Source organism: Halomonas sp. PGE1, assembly GCF_013000985.1.
Classification (GTDB): domain Bacteria; phylum Pseudomonadota; class Gammaproteobacteria; order Pseudomonadales; family Halomonadaceae; genus Halomonas; species Halomonas alkalicola.
This window is the reverse complement of sequence record NZ_CP053032.1, coordinates 2,239,212-2,255,521: the sequence shown is the minus strand read 5'-3', so window position 1 is coordinate 2,255,521 and position 16,310 is coordinate 2,239,212. Positions and strand designations below refer to the sequence as shown.

Genomic DNA, 16,310 nt, shown 5'->3' with positions numbered 1-16,310 from the left:
CCTGCCGACAAGCCAGCCCGGTGTCAGGCCGTCTCCTGCTCGGCCACCTCGTAGATGCGCTTGAGCATGGCGTGCAGGCCGTTGCTGCGGGTCGGCGAGAGGTGCTTGTCGAGGCCCAGGTCCGCAAGGAAGTGCGGGCTGGTGTCACGGATCTCGGCGGCGGGCCGGTCGCTGTAGATGCGCATCAGCACGGCGATCAGCCCGGAGACGATGGCCGCATCGGAGATGGCGTCGAAGTGGATCCGCTCGCCGTCGCGCTCATGGCGCATCCAGACGTTGGACTGGCACCCCTGGATCTTCAGTTCGTCGGTCTTCCACGCCTCGGGAAAGTCCGGCAGCGCCTTGCCCATGTCGATGATGTACTGGTAGCGATCCATCCAGTTGTCGAACATCTCGAACTCTTCCAGCAGTGCCTGCTGTGCCTGCTCGGTGGTGGCTTCGGTCGTCATGGGGGCTCCTTGGTCATTTTCGCGCTGATTATACCGGCTGGTTGCTGCCCTCGTCCGCCCCTGTGGCCAGGCGATGGGCCGACTGCTGGCGGTGCCAGGCCTCATCCTCGGCATGCAGGTAGCGTGCCGTGGTGTCGAGCCTCGAATGGCGTGCGGTGGCGGCCAGGTAGCGCAGCTCCACCCCGGCCTGGGCCTGATGGGTCAGCGCGGTGTGGCGCAGCCAGTGGGGGGTGGCGGCGCGCAGCCGCATGGCCCATGGCCTGCCCTCCTCTCCCTGCTCAGCCTCCAGCGCCTCGGCGGCCTCGCCGAACGCCTCGCGGATAACCCGATAAAGCCGGTTGTCACCAAGGCCGCGCCGGCCGTCCAGGGAGCGCAGCACCGGCGTGGCGTCGTCCGGTAGCGGTTCGGCGGCGAGCCCCAGCGTGCGGCGCCACGCCGTGAGCAGCGTGACCATGTCGGGCGGCACCGGAATGGTCGCCGTCTTGTCGCCCTTGCCCGTCACCCGCCACCACCAGCGTCCCTCGCGGCGATGGAAGTCCCCCATGCGCGCCGCGCTCATCTCGCCGATCCGGGGGGCCAGCAGGTAGGCGAAGCCGAATACCAGGCGGCGACGCTGCCACTCGTAGTGCTGCCTGGGCGAAGCGCCCTCCCCCACCGGCCGGCCCAGCCAGGACCAGAACCACGCCCACAGCGGGCGCTCCAGGTAGCGCTCGATGCCTCCCTGGCGGTTGTCGAGCCGCCGGCGCTTGTCGCGCATCAGCCGGAAGGGGTTGTGGGCCACCCAGCCGGCCTCGGCCAGCCAGGCAAACATGCCCTGCAGGATCACCAGGGACTGGCGCCGGCTGGCGGGGGCCAGCGGCCCGCGAAAGGGCCGCCAGTCATCGGCGTGGCGCGGCCTGGGCGGCCCGACCCAGCGCTCCCGCGGGCGCGGGTCGGCCAGGAAGGCCTCAAAGGCATCCAGATGGTCGCGCCGCACCTCGCCGAGCGCGAGCCCCTGCTCCGCCAGCCACAGCAGCAGCCGCTCGGCCTCGCGGCGGTAGGCGCGCCGGGTCTGCGGGCTGGCCCGATATTCGGCCAGCCACAGCCCCACCGCCTCCGCGTCGCTGCGCGCACTGATATGGGCGCTGTGCCCGGCGGGTAAGGCGGGAAGCAGCTCTCCTGCCGGCGCGGGCAGAAGCTCGCTGCTCGTCTCGTCACGGGTCTGGCGATCCACCCCTTTCCCCTTCTGCTAGTCCTTGCGCCCCAGTATCCCGACTCCATGCTCATAAAATCAAGATAAGCCGCGTAATCTTGCTTTTACTGCCTATTTCATATCATAAATTACGTATAACGTATTATGTAATTAATTTCCCTTTCACCCCTCCACGGGATATGCTGCGCCCCATCGGCGCCTGCGGCCGCGCCCCATCTCGAGGTGGCCCACAGGCGAGAGCAGAGCAAGGAGAGGCGATATGGCGCGCACCGGCGTGCAGTACGAGGACGTGCAGCGGGCGATCGATGACCTGCTGGCACGGGGCGAGGCGCCCAGCGTGCAGAAGGTGCGCGAGGTGCTGGGCACCGGCAGCTTCACCACCATCAGTGATCATCTGCGCGAGTGGCGCCAGCGGCGCGAGGAGAACCGCGACGTGCCGCCGCCCCGCGGCATGCCGGCGGCCCTGCAGGAGCTGGCAGAGGTGCTGTGGCATAGGGCCCAGGAGAGTGCCAACGAGGCCCTCGCCCACTACCGGGAGGAGGCAGACCGTCGCATCGCGGCGGCCGATGAGGCGGTGGCCGAGGCGCGCCGCCAGGCCGAGGACGCCGAGCAGCGCGAATCGGCCCTGGCGGCCCACCTGGCCAGCACCGAGCAGCGTCTGGAGGAGCGCAGCACGGCCCTGGCACGCAGCGAGGCGCAGCGGGAACAGCTCACCGAGAAGGGTCACCGCCTGGAGACCCGCCACGCCGAGCTTGAGGGGCTGCTCGAGCGGATCCGCGGCGAGATGGCCCAGCAGGGCCGGGAGCACCAGCAGGCCATGGAGGCCCTGGAGGCGGCGCAGCGCGAGCGCCTGACCAGAGAGGAGCAGCGCCACGAGAGCGCCGAGGCGCGGCTGATGGGGCTGCTGGACGAGGCGCGCCAGGAACGCCTGGCCGGCGAGAAGGCCGCCGCGGATCGGGAGAAGCAGGTCGCGGCCCGCCTGGAGCGCCTGGAGCAGCAGCTGCAGGAGGCCCGCGGGCGCCTGGCCGAGGAGGAGAAGCAGCACCGGGAAACCGACTGGGCGCGCCGCCAGGCCGAGACCCTGGCCGACACCCGCCAGCACGAGCAGGCCTTGCTGCAGGCGCGCATCGACGAGCAGAAGCGTCTGCTGGAGGAGCAGGCCCGCCGCCTGCGCGACCTGGAGCAGCAGCTCCACCGCTGCCTGTGGCAGACCCCGCCGACACCCGACGGCGAGGAGGAGGCCGACAACGACGAAGGCCCCGCCATGGCGGAGCCTTCAGAGAAATAGCCGAGGGCGGGCGCCTGCCCGCCCGGCCTGCCTAGGCTTTGCCTGAAACGTCGGCGAGCGAAGGTCAGACAAGGCAAAAATCAGCGAAAAGACGGAGTTTACGGGGTGTAAATGAGTACTTTGAGCTGATTTTTAACGCCGTATGGTCGAGCGCAGCCAGTTTTCGGGCAGAGCCTAGCGGTAGTAGGCGTTGGTGGTGTCGGTATGGTCGGTCACGTCGCGGATGCCGGCCAGCTCCGGAATGCGCTCCATGAGGGTCTTCTCGACGCCCTCCTTGAGGGTCAGGTCCACCGCGGCGCAGCCCTGGCAGCCGCCGCCGAAGGCCAGCACCGCCACCTGCTCCTCGGTGAGCTCGATCAGCTTGATCTCGCCGCCGTGGGCGGCAAGGCCGGGGTTGATCTCGCTGTAGAGGATGTAGTTGATGCGATCCTCCAGCGGACTGTCGGCGTTGACCTTGGGCATCTTGGCGTTGGGCGCCTTGATGGTCAGCTGGCCGCCCATGCGATCCTTGTTGAAGTCGACCACCGCCTCCTCGAGAAACGGCAGGCTGTTCTTGTCCAGGTAGACCGCGAGTTTCGGCAGCTCGAGACGCTCGTCCGTCGGCTCCTCCTCACCGGGGCGGCAGTAGGCCAGGCAGGTCTCGGCATAGGGGGTGCCGGGCTGCGTGATGAAGATGCGCACGGCGATGCCCTCGACGTTCTGCTTCTCGAGCAGCTCGGCAAGGTAGTCCTGGGCACTGTCGGTGATCTGGATCGGGTTGCTCATGGTGTTCTCGCTGGTCGGGCTGCGGCCTGGTGCGTTCCCTCGGCAGGCCGCGCGTCGGGGATTGACTGCCTCCCATGGTAAGACAGCGGGCCGGAACTGACAATCCCGAGTGAATTGGTGGGTCTTTGCGCAACGGCCTGCCTTTGGGCGCGCCTTTTGGTAACATGGGCCGCCATCCCTGGCCGCCCCTGACTGACACCGCCAGCTCTACCGGAGCGCTGCAGCAGGCAGAAGACGCCCCGAGGCGTCCGTGCGGCCCTGCCCCTGGATGCGACTTTCGCTGGAGACAAGACCTGCCCATGGCCGCCCTTCCCACCGCTCAGACCGCTTCCCTCATCGACAGCCTCAACGAGCGCATCCTCATGCTCGATGGCGGCATGGGCACCATGCTGCAGAATGCCGGCCTGTCCGAAGCCGATTTCCGCGGCGAGCGCTTCATCGACTGGCCCTCCGACCTCAAGGGCAACAACGACCTGCTGGTGCTCACCTGCCCGGAGCTGGTCGCGCGCATCCATCGCGAGTACCTCGAAGCCGGTGCCGACATCGTCGAGACCAACACCTTCAACAGCACCCGGCTCTCCCAGGCGGACTACGGCATGGAAGCGCTGGTAGTCGAGCTCAACCGCGAGGCGGCCCGCCTGGCGCGTCAGGCGTGTGACGCCGTGGCCGCCGAGACCGGCGTGCCCCGCTACGTGGCCGGGGTGCTGGGCCCCACCTCGCGCACCGCCTCGCTCTCGCCGGACGTCAACGACCCGGCCAAGCGCAACGTCACCTTCGACGCCCTGCGCGAGAATTATTACGAGGCGGCCGAGGCGCTGATCGAGGGCGGCAGCGACCTGATCATGATCGAGACCATCTTCGACACGCTCAACGCCAAGGCGGCGATCTACGCCCTGGAGGAGCTGTTCGAGGATCGCGGGGAGCGCCTGCCGGTGATGATCTCCGGCACCATCACCGATGCGTCCGGCCGCACCCTCTCCGGCCAGACCACCGAGGCCTTCTGGAACTCGGTGCGCCATGCGCGCCCCCTCTCGGTGGGCCTCAACTGCGCGCTGGGGGCCGAGGAGCTGCGCCCCTATGTGGAGGAGCTCTCCACCAAGGCGGACACCTTCGTCTCCGCCCACCCCAATGCCGGCCTGCCCAACGAGTTCGGTGAGTACGACCAGACCCCCGAGGAGATGGCGACCATCGTCGCCGAATTCGCCCAGAGCGGCCTGGTCAATATCATCGGCGGCTGCTGCGGCTCGACGCCCGAGCATATCGCGGCCATCCACCGGGCCATCCACGGCGTGGCGCCGCGCCGGGTGCCAGAGATCGCCAGGGCCTGCCGCCTGTCGGGCCTCGAGCCCTTCAACATCGCCGCCGACTCCCTGTTCGTCAACGTCGGAGAGCGCACCAACGTCACCGGCTCGGCGCGCTTCAAGCGGCTGATCGTGGAGGAGGACTTCACCACCGCCCTGGAGGTAGCCCTCGAGCAGGTCGAGAACGGCGCCCAGGTGATCGACATCAACATGGACGAGGGCATGCTCGAGTCCCAGGAGGCGATGGTGCGCTTCCTGAACCTGATCGCAGGCGAGCCCGACATCGCCCGGGTGCCGATCATGATCGACTCCTCCAAGTGGGAAATCATCGAGGCGGGCCTGAAGTGTGTGCAGGGCAAGGCGGTGGTCAACTCGATCTCCATGAAGGAGGGCGAGGCGGCCTTCCGCGAGCAGGCCACCATCTGTCGCCGCCACGGCGCCGCCGTGGTGGTGATGGCCTTCGACGAGACCGGCCAGGCCGACACCTTCGCGCGCAAGACCGAGATCTGCGAGCGGGCCTACCGCATCCTGGTGGATGAGCTCGACTTCCCGCCGGAAGACATCATCTTCGACCCCAACATCTTCGCCATCGCCACCGGCATCGAGGAGCACGACAACTACGCCGTGGACTTCATCGACGCCACCCGCTGGATCCGCGAGCACCTGCCCCACGCCATGGTCTCCGGCGGCGTCTCCAACGTCTCCTTCTCCTTCCGCGGCAACAACCCGGTGCGCGAGGCGATCCACTCGGTGTTCCTCTACCACGCCATCCGCGCGGGTCTCACCATGGGCATCGTCAACGCCGGCCAGCTGGCGGTCTACGACGACCTGCCGGAGGAGCTGCGCGAGGCGGTCGAGGACGTGGTGCTCAACCGCCGCCCCGACGGCACCGAGCGCCTGGTGGATCTCGCCGACAAGTACAAGGGCGATGGCGCCGGCCCGGCCAAGAAGGAGGACCTCGAGTGGCGCTCCTGGCCGGTGAACAAGCGTATCGAGCATGCCCTGGTCAAGGGCGTGACGGTCTACATCGAGGAGGACACCGAGCAGGCTCGCCAGGAGGCGGCGCGCCCCATCGAGGTGATCGAGGGGCCGCTGATGGACGGCATGAACGTGGTCGGCGACCTGTTCGGCGCCGGCAAGATGTTCCTGCCCCAGGTGGTCAAGTCGGCGCGGGTCATGAAGCAGGCGGTGGCCTACCTGATTCCCTTCATCGAGGCCGAGAAGAGCGGGGAGACCCAGGCCAAGGGCAAGATCGTCATGGCCACGGTCAAGGGCGACGTCCACGACATCGGCAAGAACATTGTCGGCGTGGTGCTCCAGTGCAACAACTACGAGGTGGTCGATCTCGGCGTGATGGTGCCCGCGGAGAAGATCCTGCAGACCGCCAGGGCCGAGAACGCCGACATCATCGGCCTCTCCGGGCTGATCACCCCGTCGCTCGACGAGATGGTGCACGTCGCCAAGGAGATGCAGCGCCAGGGCTTCAGCCTCCCGCTGCTGATCGGCGGCGCCACCACCTCCAAGGCCCACACCGCGGTCAAGATCGAGCCCGGCTACGAGCACCCGGTGGTCTATGTGCCCGATGCCTCCCGCGCCGTGGGCGTGGCCGGCAAGCTGCTCTCGCCCGGCCTCAAGGAGGCCTATGTGGCCGAGATCCGCAGCGAATACGAGCAGGTCCGCGAGCGCAACGCCAAGCGTCGCCCCAAGGCCGCCGATCTCGGCTATGCCGAGGCCCGCGCGCGCAAGTTCGTCATCGACTGGACCAGCTACACCCCGCCCCGGCCTGCCGTCACCGGCCTCACGGTGTTCGAGGAGTACGATCTCACGGAGCTGGTCGAGCGCATCGACTGGACCCCCTTCTTCATGAGCTGGCAGCTGGCCGGCAAGTACCCGAAGATCCTCGACGACGCGGTGGTGGGCGAGGCCGCGCGCAACCTGTTCCGCGATGCCCAGGCGATGCTCGCCCGGCTGATCGACGAGAAGCTGGTGCAGGCCCGCGGGGTGATCGGCCTCTGGCCGGCCAACAGCGTCGACGACGACGTCATCGAGGTCTACGCCGACGAGTCGCGCCAGGTGGTGATCGAGCGGCTCCACCATATCCGCCAGCAGACCACCAAGAATCGCGACGGGGTCTGCTACAGCCTGGCCGATTTCATCGCCCCGAAAGAGAGCGGCAAGCCCGACTGGATCGGCGGCTTCGCGGTCACCGCCGGGCATGGCGTGGAGGAGCTGGCCGAGCGCTACAAGGCCGCCGGTGACGACTACAACGCCATCATGGTCCAGGCGCTCACCGACCGCCTGGCCGAGGCCTTCGCCGAGCGCCTGCACGAGCGGGTGCGCAAGGAGATCTGGGGCTACGTGCCGGAGGAGACGCTGGACAACGAGGCGCTGATCGCCGAGAAGTACCAGGGCATCCGCCCCGCCCCCGGCTACCCGGCCTGCCCGGACCACACCGAGAAGGCGACCCTCTTCCGACTGCTCGACGCCGAGGCCAACAGCGGCCTTACGCTCACCGAGAGCTTCGCCATGTGGCCCGCCGCCGCGGTGGCCGGCTGGTACTTCTCGCACCCCCAGTCGAAGTACTTCTCCACCGGCAAGATCACCCGCGATCAGGTCGAGGCGCTGGCCAGCCGCAAGGGCATGGCCCTGGACGAGATGGAGCGCTGGCTCTCGCCGGTGCTCTCCTACGACCCGGCCTGATCGGTCGCCAGCCGCCCAGGGGCCCGCTTTGCGGGCCCTGACTCGACGGACCCCCATGCTGCCCGAGCCCACTCGCCGCCAGACGATCCTGCGCCTCGCCCTGCCGATCATCGCCGGCATGCTCTCCCAGAGCCTGATCAACCTGATCGACGCCGCCATGGTGGGGTCGCTGGGCGAGGTGCCCCTGGCCGGCGTCGGCATCGGCGGCTATGCCATGTTCCTGATCACCGCCCTGGTGTTCGGCCTCTCCTCCGGGGTTCAGGCCCAGACTGCCCGGCGCCACGGCGAGGAGGCCTGGGAGCGGCGCGCGGTGCCGCTCAACGCGGGGCTGGTGATCGCGGTCATCGCATCGCTGCCCATCACGCTGCTCTGCTTGTGGCAGGCGCCGCGGCTGCTGGCGCTGATCAATCAGGACCCGGCGGTCAACGCCGTGGCGGTGGAGTACTTCCGCTGGCGGGTGGTGTCGCTTACCGCCGTGGCGATGATCTTCTGCTTTCGCGGCTACTGGAACGGTATCCAGCAGACCGGCATCTACCTGCGCATCATCCTCGTGATGCACGCCGTCAACGTGGCGGCGAGCCTGGCGCTGATCTTCGGCTACCTGGGCCTGCCGGCCATGGGAGCCGCCGGCGCCGGGGCCGGCACCAGCCTGTCGCTGTTCATGGGGCTGGCCATCTGGGCGCTTCTCAGCGCGCGCCATGCCAGGGGCAGCGGCTTCCTCGCCGGCCTGCCACGGCGCTTCACCTTCGCGACCACCCTGCGCCTGGCGACCCCCCACTCCTTCCAGCAGCTGTGGTTCGCCGCCGGCTACGCGGTGCTGTTCTGGATCCTCGGCCAGATCGATACCCGCAGCGTCGCCGTGGGCCACGTACTGGTGAACCTCTCGCTGCTGCTGATCCTGCCCGGGGTGGGGCTCGGCATGGCCGCCATGAGCCTGGTAGGCCAGGCGCTGGGCCGCGAGGCCCATGGCGATGCCCATCGCTGGGGCTGGGAGGTGGTGCACCTGGCCTGGCTGTGCCTCGCGGCCCTGGCGCTGCCCATGGCCCTGTTTCCCGAGGCGGTGCTGGGGCTCTTCCTGCATGACCCGGCGCTGATCGAGCTGGGCCGGCTGCCCCTGCAGCTCACCGCGCTGATGATCGTGCTGGATGCCGCCGCCCTGGTGCTGGCCCAGGCGCTGCTCGGCGCCGGCGCCAATCGCACCGTGATGACCACCACCCTCGGCCTGCAGTGGCTGGTGTTCCTGCCGCTGGCGTGGTGGATCGGCGTGGGCCTCGAGCAGGGCCTGCTCGGCATCTGGTGGGCGCAGCTCGGCTATCGCTGCCTCAACTCCGCCTGGTTCGCGGTGATCTGGCAGCGCCGTCGCTGGCAGCGCCTCAGGGTGTGACGGGCCGCCCCTGCCGCGGTCCGGTAATTACTTTTCGCATAAAAACTATAAGTATTTATTCTTTCCAAGTATAACGCGGGGCGCGTATGGTGCACCTTCAGGCTCCGCCACCCTTCACTGCAGCAGGAACGGCTGAATGTACCGCTACGACACCCACGACCAGACCCTCGTCAATGAACGCGTCGCCCAGTTCCGCGACCAGATGGAGCGCTATCTGGCCGGCCGCCTCAGCGAGGAGGAGTTCCTTCCGCTGCGCGTGCAGAATGGGCTCTATGTCCAGCGTCACGCCCCCATGCTGCGCATCGCCATCCCCTATGGGATGCTGGCCTCCTACCAGCTGCGCAAGCTCGGCGACCTGGCCCGCGACTATGATCGCGGCTATGGCCACTTCACCACCCGCACCAACCTGCAGCTGAACTGGCCGAAGCTCGAGACGGTGCCGGACATGCTGGCGGAGCTGGCCAGCGTGGAGATGCATGCGATCCAGACCAGCGGCAACGACATCCGCAACACCACCACCGACCAGTTCGCCGGGGTGGCCGAGGATGAGGAGGTCGATCCGCGCCCCTGGTGCGAGCTGATCCGCCAGTGGTCGACCTTCCACCCGGAGTTCGCCTACCTGCCGCGCAAGTTCAAGATCGCCGTCACCGGTGCCGCCGAGGATCGCGCGGCCATCCAGGTCCATGACGTGGGCCTGCGCCTGTGGCGCGACGACAGCGGCGAGGTGCGCGTTCGGGTGCTGGCCGGTGGGGGCCTGGGCCGCACGCCGATGATCGGCGACGTGGTACGCGAGGACCTCCCCTGGCGCCACCTGCTGACCTACCTCGAGGCGCTGGTGCGGGTCTACAACCAGTTCGGTCGCCGCGACAACAAGTTCAAGGCGCGCATCAAGATCCTGGTCAAGGCGCTAGGCATCGAGGAGTTCCGCCGCCGGGTCGACGCCGAGTGGGCCCACCTCAAGGATGGCCCCCAGACCCTCACCCACGAAACCGTCGAGGCGGTCGCCGGCCACTTCGTCGACCCCGAACGCCGCCCGGTCAGCGCCGAGGCCATCGAGGCCTTCCAGCGGCTGCGCGGCGAGAATCGCGCCTTCGCCCGCTTCGTGACCAACAACGTCACCGGCCACAAGGTGCCCGGCTACAAGGCGGTGACCCTGTCGCTCAAGCGAGCCGGTCAGTCCCCCGGCGACGTGACCGCCGAGCAGATGCACCAGATCGCCGATCTCGCCGACGAGTACAGCTTCGGCGAGCTGCGGGTCACCCACGAGCAGAACCTGGTGCTCTCCGACGTGCCGGTGGATCGCCTCCACGAGCTGTGGCAGCGCCTGGATGCCCTGGGCCTGGCCAACCCCACCGTGGGCACCCTGGCCGACCTGATCTGCTGCCCGGGGGGCGACTACTGCGCCCTGGCCAATGCCAAGTCCATCCCGGTGGCTCAGGCGATCCAGGAACGCTTCGATGACCTCGACTTCCTCTATGACCTGGGCCCGCTGGAGCTGAACATCTCGGGCTGCATGAACGCCTGTGGCCACCACCATGTGGGGCACATCGGCATCCTCGGCGTCGACAAGAAGGGCGAGGAGTGGTACCAGATCTCGCTCGGCGGCGCCCAGGGCAACGCCACCTCGCTGGGCAAGATCCTCGGTCCCTCCTTCAGCCGCGAAAGCGTGCCCGAGGTGATCGACAAGCTGCTCAAGGTCTACGTCGGCGAGCGCAGTGACGGCGAGACCTTCCTCGACACCTACCGCCGTATCGGCCTCAAACCCTTCAAGGAGCGGGTCTATGCCTGATCAAGCCCCCAACGCACGCCCCGAGTCACGCCCCTACCTGTTCCGCGGCCAGCCCGCCGCGGACGCCTGGACCCTGGTTCGCGAGGGCGAGGCGCCGGCCGGTGCCGCCGCCATCGTGCCCCTCGCCGACTGGCTCGAGGCCGCACCGAGCGCCACCCTGGCCCCCTGGCTCCCGGCCGACACCGAGTTGACCGACGCCCTGGCCGAGCGGCTGGCCGAGGCGCCGCTGATCGCCGTGGACTTCCCGAAGTTCACCGACGGGCGCGGCTACAGCCTGGCGCGGCTGCTGCGAGAGCGCCACGGCTTTGGCGGCGAGATCCGTGCGGTGGGCGACGTGCTGGTGGATCAGCTCTATTTCATGACCCGCTGCGGGTTCGACGGCCTCTCGCTGCGCGAGGACCAGTGGCTGGAAGACGCCCAGCGGGCGCTGGGGGCCTTCAGCCGCGCCTACCAGCCGGCCGTGGACCAGCCCGAGCCGCTGTTCCGCCGCCGCGAGCGCGAGTGGGCGCGGGCCCGCGAAGAGGCCGCTGCCTACGCCTGACCATCATCAGGGCCTGTCGCCAGCAAGGGCTTGCTCACGCTTGAGGCGGGGCGCCGGGGGCAGGCCTGAAGGGGGTCTTTTTCCGGTTCTTCGCAGACTGGCGTGAAAGCGAAGCAACCTTAGGCAGAGGCGGGATAGAGAAACGGCGGTAAATCCGAGTAAGCTGATGTTCACCACAAACCCCAGCCTACGGATACCGCCGTTGCCATGGATGCTACCCCGCTCTGCCTGTTCTGGAAAGGTTTCACCGTCGCCCATCACGAATTCCTGGATGAGCAAACACTACGGCTCCAGTTGGCGCCTGATGACCGAGTCCCGCCGGTCTGCAGCGGCTGTGACCATGCCTGCTTTCTCGTCCATGACGTGCATCACCGTCGCGTCCGAGAGGCGCCGTTGCTGACCTACCGGGTGGAGCTGGAGGTGCCGGTACGTCGCCTGCGCTGCCCCGTCTGCGGCCCGACACGCGAGCGCATTGACTGGTTGCCGGGTCGTTCACCGGTGACCACTACGCTGCGCCAGTGGGTGGAGCGTCTGGTCGAGTTGTTGCCGATCCGGCATGTCGCCGACTTGGTCGGCCTGCACTGGCATACCGTCAAGACCATCGATAAGCAGCGCCTTCAGCGTGACCTGCCGGCTCCGGACCCGACACGGCTACGTCGCCTGATGATGGACGAGTTCGCCCTCCACAAGGGGCACCGCTACGCCACGGTGATTGCGTGTGCCGACACCCAGCAGGTGGTGTGGATCGGCGAAGGTCGCTCCCGGGAGGCGATCCGCCCGTTCTTCGAATGGTTGGGTGATGCGCGACAGCAGATCGAGGCCGTCGCCATGGACATGAACGCGTCTTTCGATCTCGAAGTGAAGGACCAGTGCCCCAACGCCGAGGTGGTCTACGACCGCTTCCATGTCGTGGCCAAGTACGGGCGTGAAGTGATGGACCGGGTGCGTGTCGATCAGGCCAACCAGCTGCGCGATGATAAGGCGGCCCGCAAGGTGATCAAAGGCAGCCGCTGGCTGTTACTGCGCAATCAGGACAATCTCAAGCCTGAGCAGGCGGTGAAGCTGGAGGAGCTGCTGGCTGCCAATGCCTCACTGACCAAGGTCTACCTGCTCAAGGACCAGCTTAAGACGCTGTGGTTTGCCGATGACGAGGCAACCGCCCGCCATGGCTGGCGAGAGTGGGCCGGCATGGCGTTGAGCAGCGGCATCGACGCCTTGGTGCGTTTCACCAAGAAGCTGGAGCCTTACCTGGATGGCATCGTGTCCAGTGCTCGCCACCGGCTAAACACCAGCGTGCTGGAGGGCATGAACAACCGGATCAAGGTCATCAAACGGATGGCCTATGGGTACCGCGACACGGAATACTTCTTCCTGAAGATCCGTGCCGCGTTTCCCGGCAAAATGCGATGAACCCTTTTTCCAGGGGTGAGGAGCATTGCTCCGAACGGGCTGGCCAAGGATGGCCAGCACCGGCCCTGCAAGCGGAGCAGGATGCGAGAGCGCCGCAGGGAAAAAGTAGCGTACAGGGAGGTATTCACAGCGCCCCCGTACAGGCCTGTCGCCGGGAAAGCCCCGCAATCACCAACCTCACCTACATTACCCGCTTACCCCCTTCGCTTCTGCTGCCGCTCGCGGTTGGCCGCCTTGGCCCGCTCGCTCTTGCGCAGCATCACCCAGGTGGCGCCGAGGCCGCCGTCCGATGGCTGGGCGGAGACGTAGGCCTGCACCTCCGGAAACTGCAGCAGCCACTTGGCCAGGTAGGAGCGCAGCACGTTGGCCGGGCTGTCGATCGCCCGGCCGCGGCCGTGGACGATCAGCACCGAGCGCAGGTCGTGGGCGAAGGCCTCGTGGATGAAGGGCGGCAGCGCTCGCCGGCACTCTTCCAGCGGGCGACGCAGCAGGTGCAGGCGCGCCTGGTCCGCGTAGCCGCCATGGCGCAGGCGGTCCACCACCCCCTGCTGGATGCCGTCGCGCCGGTACTCGAGGGGATCGAAGGGAGGCACCAGGTCGACGAAATCATCGGAGAGAAAGCCATGGCCTGCTGGCGCAGCGGCGGCGCTTTCCCGCCTGGCCAGCTGTGCCTCGCTGGGCGCGCGACGCGTGCGGCCGGGGTCGGCGCGATTGAGGTCCCGGGAGAGCGGGCGTACGTCACCCATCAGGGCCTGGAAGTCGAGGTCATAACACGCCTGCCGGGTCATGGGGCACCTCACGTTCGTCATGGGGAGGCTCCATCCTAGCAGAGCGCTCGACCCGGCTTAAGCCGCCCGATGACGAACACCGGACAACGCCCTCGCGGCATGGCAGGATGGGACGCTCCCCTCCCGGAAGGAGCCCCATGCGACGCCTACACCTGCTGCTCGCCACCCTGCTCGGCCTGCCCCTTGCCCTCGCCGGCTGGCTCTGGCTGACCATGCTCAGCCCCTTCACCTATGATCGCCCCGACCATCTGCCCCCCATTGAAGCGGGCCCCCACGAGGTCTTCGTCTACGGCACTCTGCGCTCGGGGCTGGTGCGCTGGATCGTCACCGGCCGCGCCGGCGAGTCACGACCGGCCACGCTCGAGGACTTCCGCCGCAGCGCCCTCGACCTGGAGGAGGCCCCCGGCGAGCGCGTCGAGGGCGAGGTGATCACGGTGAGCGCCGAGGAGCTCGCCCGGCTCGATCGCTACGAGCGCCTCGGCCTGCGCTACGAACGGGTGCGCCTCACCCTGGCCGACGGCAGCGACGCCTGGGTCTACCGGCGCCTGCCCGAGGAGGCCCTCAACGGGGCTCGGTTGTGAGCGCCCCACGCCGCCGAATACAATGGCCGCTGCCACGCCCCGGGCCGGTCCCGGCGGCGATCCGCCCTCGACAAGGAGTCGACATGACCGCCATCACCCTCCTCCACAATCCGCGCTGCTCGAAGTCCCGCCAGGCGCTGGCCCTACTCGAGGAGCGCGGCGTGCCGGTGGAGGTACGCCGCTACCTGGAGGCGCCGCTCGGCGCCGACGAGCTGCGCGCGCTGATCGCCCGCCTCGACGGCGACCACTCGGCCCTGATCCGCACCAAGGAACCCGAGTGGAAGTCGCTGGATGCCGATGCCAGCGACGTCGAGCAGGTGATCTCGGCGATCGTCGCCCATCCTCGGCTCATGGAGCGCCCCATCGCCGACGACGGCCGGCGCGCCGTGATCGGCCGCCCGCCCGAAGACGTTCTCCGCCTGCTTGAGTGACCCCTTCCCACCCCTCCCTGCCCCAGGAGCCCCGATGAGCGCCTCCCTGCCCTATGTGCTGATCCTCTACTACTCCCGCCACGGCGCCACCCGCGCCATGGCCGAACGGCTGGCTGCCGGCGTCGAGTCCGTTCGCGGCATCGAGGCGCGGCTGCGCAGCGTGCCGCCAGTCTCGCCGACCTGCGAGGCGGTAGACCCGGAGATTCCCGCCGAGGGGGCCATCTACGCCAGCCTCGACGACCTGCGCCACTGCGCGGGGCTGGCGATCGGCAGCCCGACCCGCTTCGGCAACATGGCCGCCCCCCTCAAGCACTTCCTCGACGGCACCAGCGAGCTGTGGCTCGGCGGGGCACTGATCGACAAGCCGGCCACCGCCTTTACCTCCACCTCCAGCCTGCACGGCGGCCAGGAGAGCACCCTGCTGACCATGCTGGTGCCCCTGCTGCATCACGGCATGCTCTATGCAGGCCTGCCCTACAGCGAGACCGAGCTGATGGAGACCACCAGCGGTGGCACTCCCTACGGGGCCAGCCACCTGGCCGGCAAGCGCAGCGACCGCCCCCTGGACGAGCGGGAGCGCCACCTGGCCCACGCCCAGGGCCGCCGCCTGGCCAGGATCGCCCTGGCGCTGTCGGCGATGCCCAGGGAGGAGCGCTGATGAGGCGCTGGCTCGAGGCCCTGGAGGCCGAGAAGGGGCTGGATCACCTGACCGACCGGTCGCGCCGCTGGGTGCTGGGCAGCTACGGGATCCTGGTCCTGGCCCTGCTGGCCTGGGGTCTTCTGCTGGCTCGCGACGATGGCAACCTGCGTCCGCTGCTGGCCTTCCTGCTGCCACTGGCGCTGTTCCTGCCCTCCCTGCTGGCGAAGCGACCCCGCGGGCACGCCTGGCTGGCCTTCGTCAGCCTGCTCTACTTCATGATCGGGGTGAACGTCGCGATCCTGCCCGGGCTCGGCTGGCTGGGCTGGCTGATCGCCCTGGCGGCGCTGGCGCTGTTCGGCGGCTGCACCTTCTATGCCCGCTTTCGCAGCCGCCAGCAGCGCGCGGCCCGCGGGAACTAGGCGCACGTGCTACGCTTGAAAGGCTTGATTCACCTCAAGACGGCTGACTCAAGCCATACAATTCATGACCCGCCACACGAAAGGAGATCGTGATGACCGCAACCCGACGCTCCCTGCTCGCCCCCCTCGGCTTCTCTGCCGCCCTGCTCGCCGCCGCCTCTGCCCAGGCGCTGGAGGTCGACAAGGCGATCGAGTATCGCCAGGACGCACTGCGCGTGATGGCCTTCCAGACCGGCCCGCTGGGCGACATGGTCCAGGGCAACATCGACTATGACGCCGAGGAGTTCGCGCTGCGCGCGGGCAACCTGGCGGCCCTCGCGCACCTGCCCTGGGAGGCCTTCATCGAGGGCTCGCTGCAGGGGGATGGTCACGGCATCGAGACGCGGGCGCTGGCGGTCATCGGCGACGACTGGGCGGTCTTCGAGGAGCGCCAGGCCACCTTCCGCCGGGAGGCGGCGACCCTGGCCGAGATGGTCGATGACCAGGCGGAGTTCAGCGACCTGCGTCGCCAGATGGGGGCCGTGGTCAACAGCTGTCGCGGCTGCCACGACAACTACCGCGCGGACTGAGGCACGGTCCCGGCTGCGGTTGCAGCGTCAACATCGCGCGGGGCGGCCTAAAGGCCGCCCCGC

General features: G+C 68.4%; 15 protein-coding genes. 11 read left to right on the top strand and 4 right to left on the bottom strand.

Translation table 11 applies throughout. The features are described from left to right. Positions 1 to 23: 23 nt before the first annotated feature. Both HIR79_RS10670 and HIR79_RS10665 read right to left on the bottom strand, forming a co-directional pair. The gene (locus HIR79_RS10670; RefSeq protein WP_169958345.1) at positions 24 to 449 is read right to left on the bottom strand and encodes a SufE family protein; all 426 of its coding nucleotides are present in this window, start codon (positions 447 to 449) and stop codon (positions 24 to 26) included. A 28-nt stretch (positions 450 to 477) separates the two neighbouring features. Then, on the bottom strand, positions 478 to 1,623 hold the full coding sequence (locus tag HIR79_RS10665) for a tyrosine-type recombinase/integrase (RefSeq protein ID WP_169959543.1): 1,146 nt from the start codon (positions 1,621 to 1,623) through the stop codon (positions 478 to 480). Positions 1,624 to 1,900: 277 nt separating this feature from the next. On the opposite strand from HIR79_RS10665, the gene HIR79_RS10660 reads away from it, so the two are divergent. Beyond that, complete coding sequence (locus HIR79_RS10660; RefSeq protein ID WP_169958344.1) at positions 1,901 to 2,929, top strand: DNA-binding protein; 1,029 nt, start codon at positions 1,901 to 1,903, stop codon at positions 2,927 to 2,929. 174 nt (positions 2,930 to 3,103) lie between these two features. Here HIR79_RS10660 and nfuA read toward each other — a convergent pair whose 3' ends face one another. Continuing rightward, a complete protein-coding gene (gene nfuA, locus HIR79_RS10655; RefSeq protein WP_110068711.1) occupies positions 3,104 to 3,694 on the bottom strand; it encodes a Fe-S biogenesis protein NfuA in 591 nt (196 codons plus the stop codon). 299 nt (positions 3,695 to 3,993) lie between these two features. Here nfuA and metH point away from each other — a divergent pair, with 299 nt between their 5' ends. From metH to HIR79_RS10630, 5 genes are all read left to right on the top strand, one after another. Further along, entirely contained in the window at positions 3,994 to 7,695 is a 3,702-nt protein-coding gene (gene metH / locus HIR79_RS10650) for a methionine synthase (RefSeq protein ID WP_169958343.1), read from the top strand. A 55-nt stretch (positions 7,696 to 7,750) separates the two neighbouring features. Then, entirely contained in the window at positions 7,751 to 9,079 is a 1,329-nt protein-coding gene (locus tag HIR79_RS10645; RefSeq protein ID WP_169958342.1) for an MATE family efflux transporter, read from the top strand. A gap of 136 nt (positions 9,080 to 9,215) precedes the next feature. Next, positions 9,216 to 10,868, top strand: a complete 1,653-nt coding sequence (locus HIR79_RS10640; protein ID WP_110068714.1) for a nitrite/sulfite reductase — start codon at positions 9,216 to 9,218, stop codon at positions 10,866 to 10,868. Beyond that, entirely contained in the window at positions 10,861 to 11,409 is a 549-nt protein-coding gene (locus tag HIR79_RS10635; RefSeq protein WP_169958341.1) for a DUF934 domain-containing protein, read from the top strand. The genes HIR79_RS10640 and HIR79_RS10635 overlap by 8 nt, the downstream gene beginning before the upstream one ends. 207 nt (positions 11,410 to 11,616) lie before the next feature. Beyond that, positions 11,617 to 12,819 carry an ISL3 family transposase gene (locus tag HIR79_RS10630; protein ID WP_211620706.1) on the top strand — a complete coding sequence of 401 codons (1,203 nt, stop codon included), beginning with the start codon at positions 11,617 to 11,619 and terminating at the stop codon, positions 12,817 to 12,819. Between the two features lie 194 nt (positions 12,820 to 13,013). Here the strand turns inward: HIR79_RS10630 and smrA are convergent, their stop codons facing one another. Beyond that, complete coding sequence (gene smrA / locus HIR79_RS10625; protein ID WP_502708648.1) at positions 13,014 to 13,628, bottom strand: DNA endonuclease SmrA; 615 nt, start codon at positions 13,626 to 13,628, stop codon at positions 13,014 to 13,016. A 116-nt stretch (positions 13,629 to 13,744) separates the two neighbouring features. On the opposite strand from smrA, the gene HIR79_RS10620 reads away from it, so the two are divergent. The 5 genes from HIR79_RS10620 to HIR79_RS10600 all read left to right on the top strand — a co-directional run bounded on the left by HIR79_RS10620 (position 13,745) and on the right by HIR79_RS10600 (position 16,247). Continuing rightward, complete coding sequence (locus HIR79_RS10620; protein WP_169958340.1) at positions 13,745 to 14,188, top strand: gamma-glutamylcyclotransferase family protein; 444 nt, start codon at positions 13,745 to 13,747, stop codon at positions 14,186 to 14,188. Positions 14,189 to 14,271: 83 nt separating this feature from the next. Further along, entirely contained in the window at positions 14,272 to 14,619 is a 348-nt protein-coding gene (gene arsC, locus HIR79_RS10615; RefSeq protein WP_169958339.1) for an arsenate reductase (glutaredoxin), read from the top strand. Positions 14,620 to 14,653: 34 nt separating this feature from the next. Next, the gene (wrbA, locus tag HIR79_RS10610) at positions 14,654 to 15,277 is read left to right on the top strand and encodes an NAD(P)H:quinone oxidoreductase (protein WP_169958338.1); all 624 of its coding nucleotides are present in this window, start codon (positions 14,654 to 14,656) and stop codon (positions 15,275 to 15,277) included. Then, positions 15,277 to 15,678, top strand: a complete 402-nt coding sequence (locus HIR79_RS10605; RefSeq protein WP_169958337.1) for a DUF2069 domain-containing protein — start codon at positions 15,277 to 15,279, stop codon at positions 15,676 to 15,678. The genes wrbA and HIR79_RS10605 overlap by 1 nt, the downstream gene beginning before the upstream one ends. A gap of 92 nt (positions 15,679 to 15,770) precedes the next feature. After that, positions 15,771 to 16,247 carry a c-type cytochrome gene (locus tag HIR79_RS10600; protein ID WP_169958336.1) on the top strand — a complete coding sequence of 159 codons (477 nt, stop codon included), beginning with the start codon at positions 15,771 to 15,773 and terminating at the stop codon, positions 16,245 to 16,247. Positions 16,248 to 16,310 lie beyond the last annotated feature (63 nt).

Excerpts from the sequence above, each read along its gene's own strand:
- smrA (WP_502708648.1), bottom strand. The coding sequence starts at position 13,628 with ATGACGAACGTGAGGTGCCCCATGACCCGGCAGGCGTGTTATGACCTC.
- HIR79_RS10670 (WP_169958345.1), bottom strand. The coding sequence starts at position 449 with ATGACGACCGAAGCCACCACCGAGCAGGCACAGCAGGCACTGCTGGAA.
- HIR79_RS10620 (WP_169958340.1), top strand. The coding sequence starts at position 13,745 with ATGCGACGCCTACACCTGCTGCTCGCCACCCTGCTCGGCCTGCCCCTT.
- metH (WP_169958343.1), top strand. The coding sequence starts at position 3,994 with ATGGCCGCCCTTCCCACCGCTCAGACCGCTTCCCTCATCGACAGCCTC.
- HIR79_RS10635 (WP_169958341.1), top strand. The coding sequence starts at position 10,861 with ATGCCTGATCAAGCCCCCAACGCACGCCCCGAGTCACGCCCCTACCTG.
- arsC (WP_169958339.1), top strand. The coding sequence starts at position 14,272 with ATGACCGCCATCACCCTCCTCCACAATCCGCGCTGCTCGAAGTCCCGC.
- HIR79_RS10640 (WP_110068714.1), top strand. The coding sequence starts at position 9,216 with ATGTACCGCTACGACACCCACGACCAGACCCTCGTCAATGAACGCGTC.
- nfuA (WP_110068711.1), bottom strand. The coding sequence starts at position 3,694 with ATGAGCAACCCGATCCAGATCACCGACAGTGCCCAGGACTACCTTGCC.
- HIR79_RS10630 (WP_211620706.1), top strand. The coding sequence starts at position 11,617 with ATGGATGCTACCCCGCTCTGCCTGTTCTGGAAAGGTTTCACCGTCGCC.
- wrbA (WP_169958338.1), top strand. The coding sequence starts at position 14,654 with ATGAGCGCCTCCCTGCCCTATGTGCTGATCCTCTACTACTCCCGCCAC.
- HIR79_RS10660 (WP_169958344.1), top strand. The coding sequence starts at position 1,901 with ATGGCGCGCACCGGCGTGCAGTACGAGGACGTGCAGCGGGCGATCGAT.
- HIR79_RS10645 (WP_169958342.1), top strand. The coding sequence starts at position 7,751 with ATGCTGCCCGAGCCCACTCGCCGCCAGACGATCCTGCGCCTCGCCCTG.
- HIR79_RS10605 (WP_169958337.1), top strand. The coding sequence starts at position 15,277 with ATGAGGCGCTGGCTCGAGGCCCTGGAGGCCGAGAAGGGGCTGGATCAC.
- HIR79_RS10600 (WP_169958336.1), top strand. The coding sequence starts at position 15,771 with ATGACCGCAACCCGACGCTCCCTGCTCGCCCCCCTCGGCTTCTCTGCC.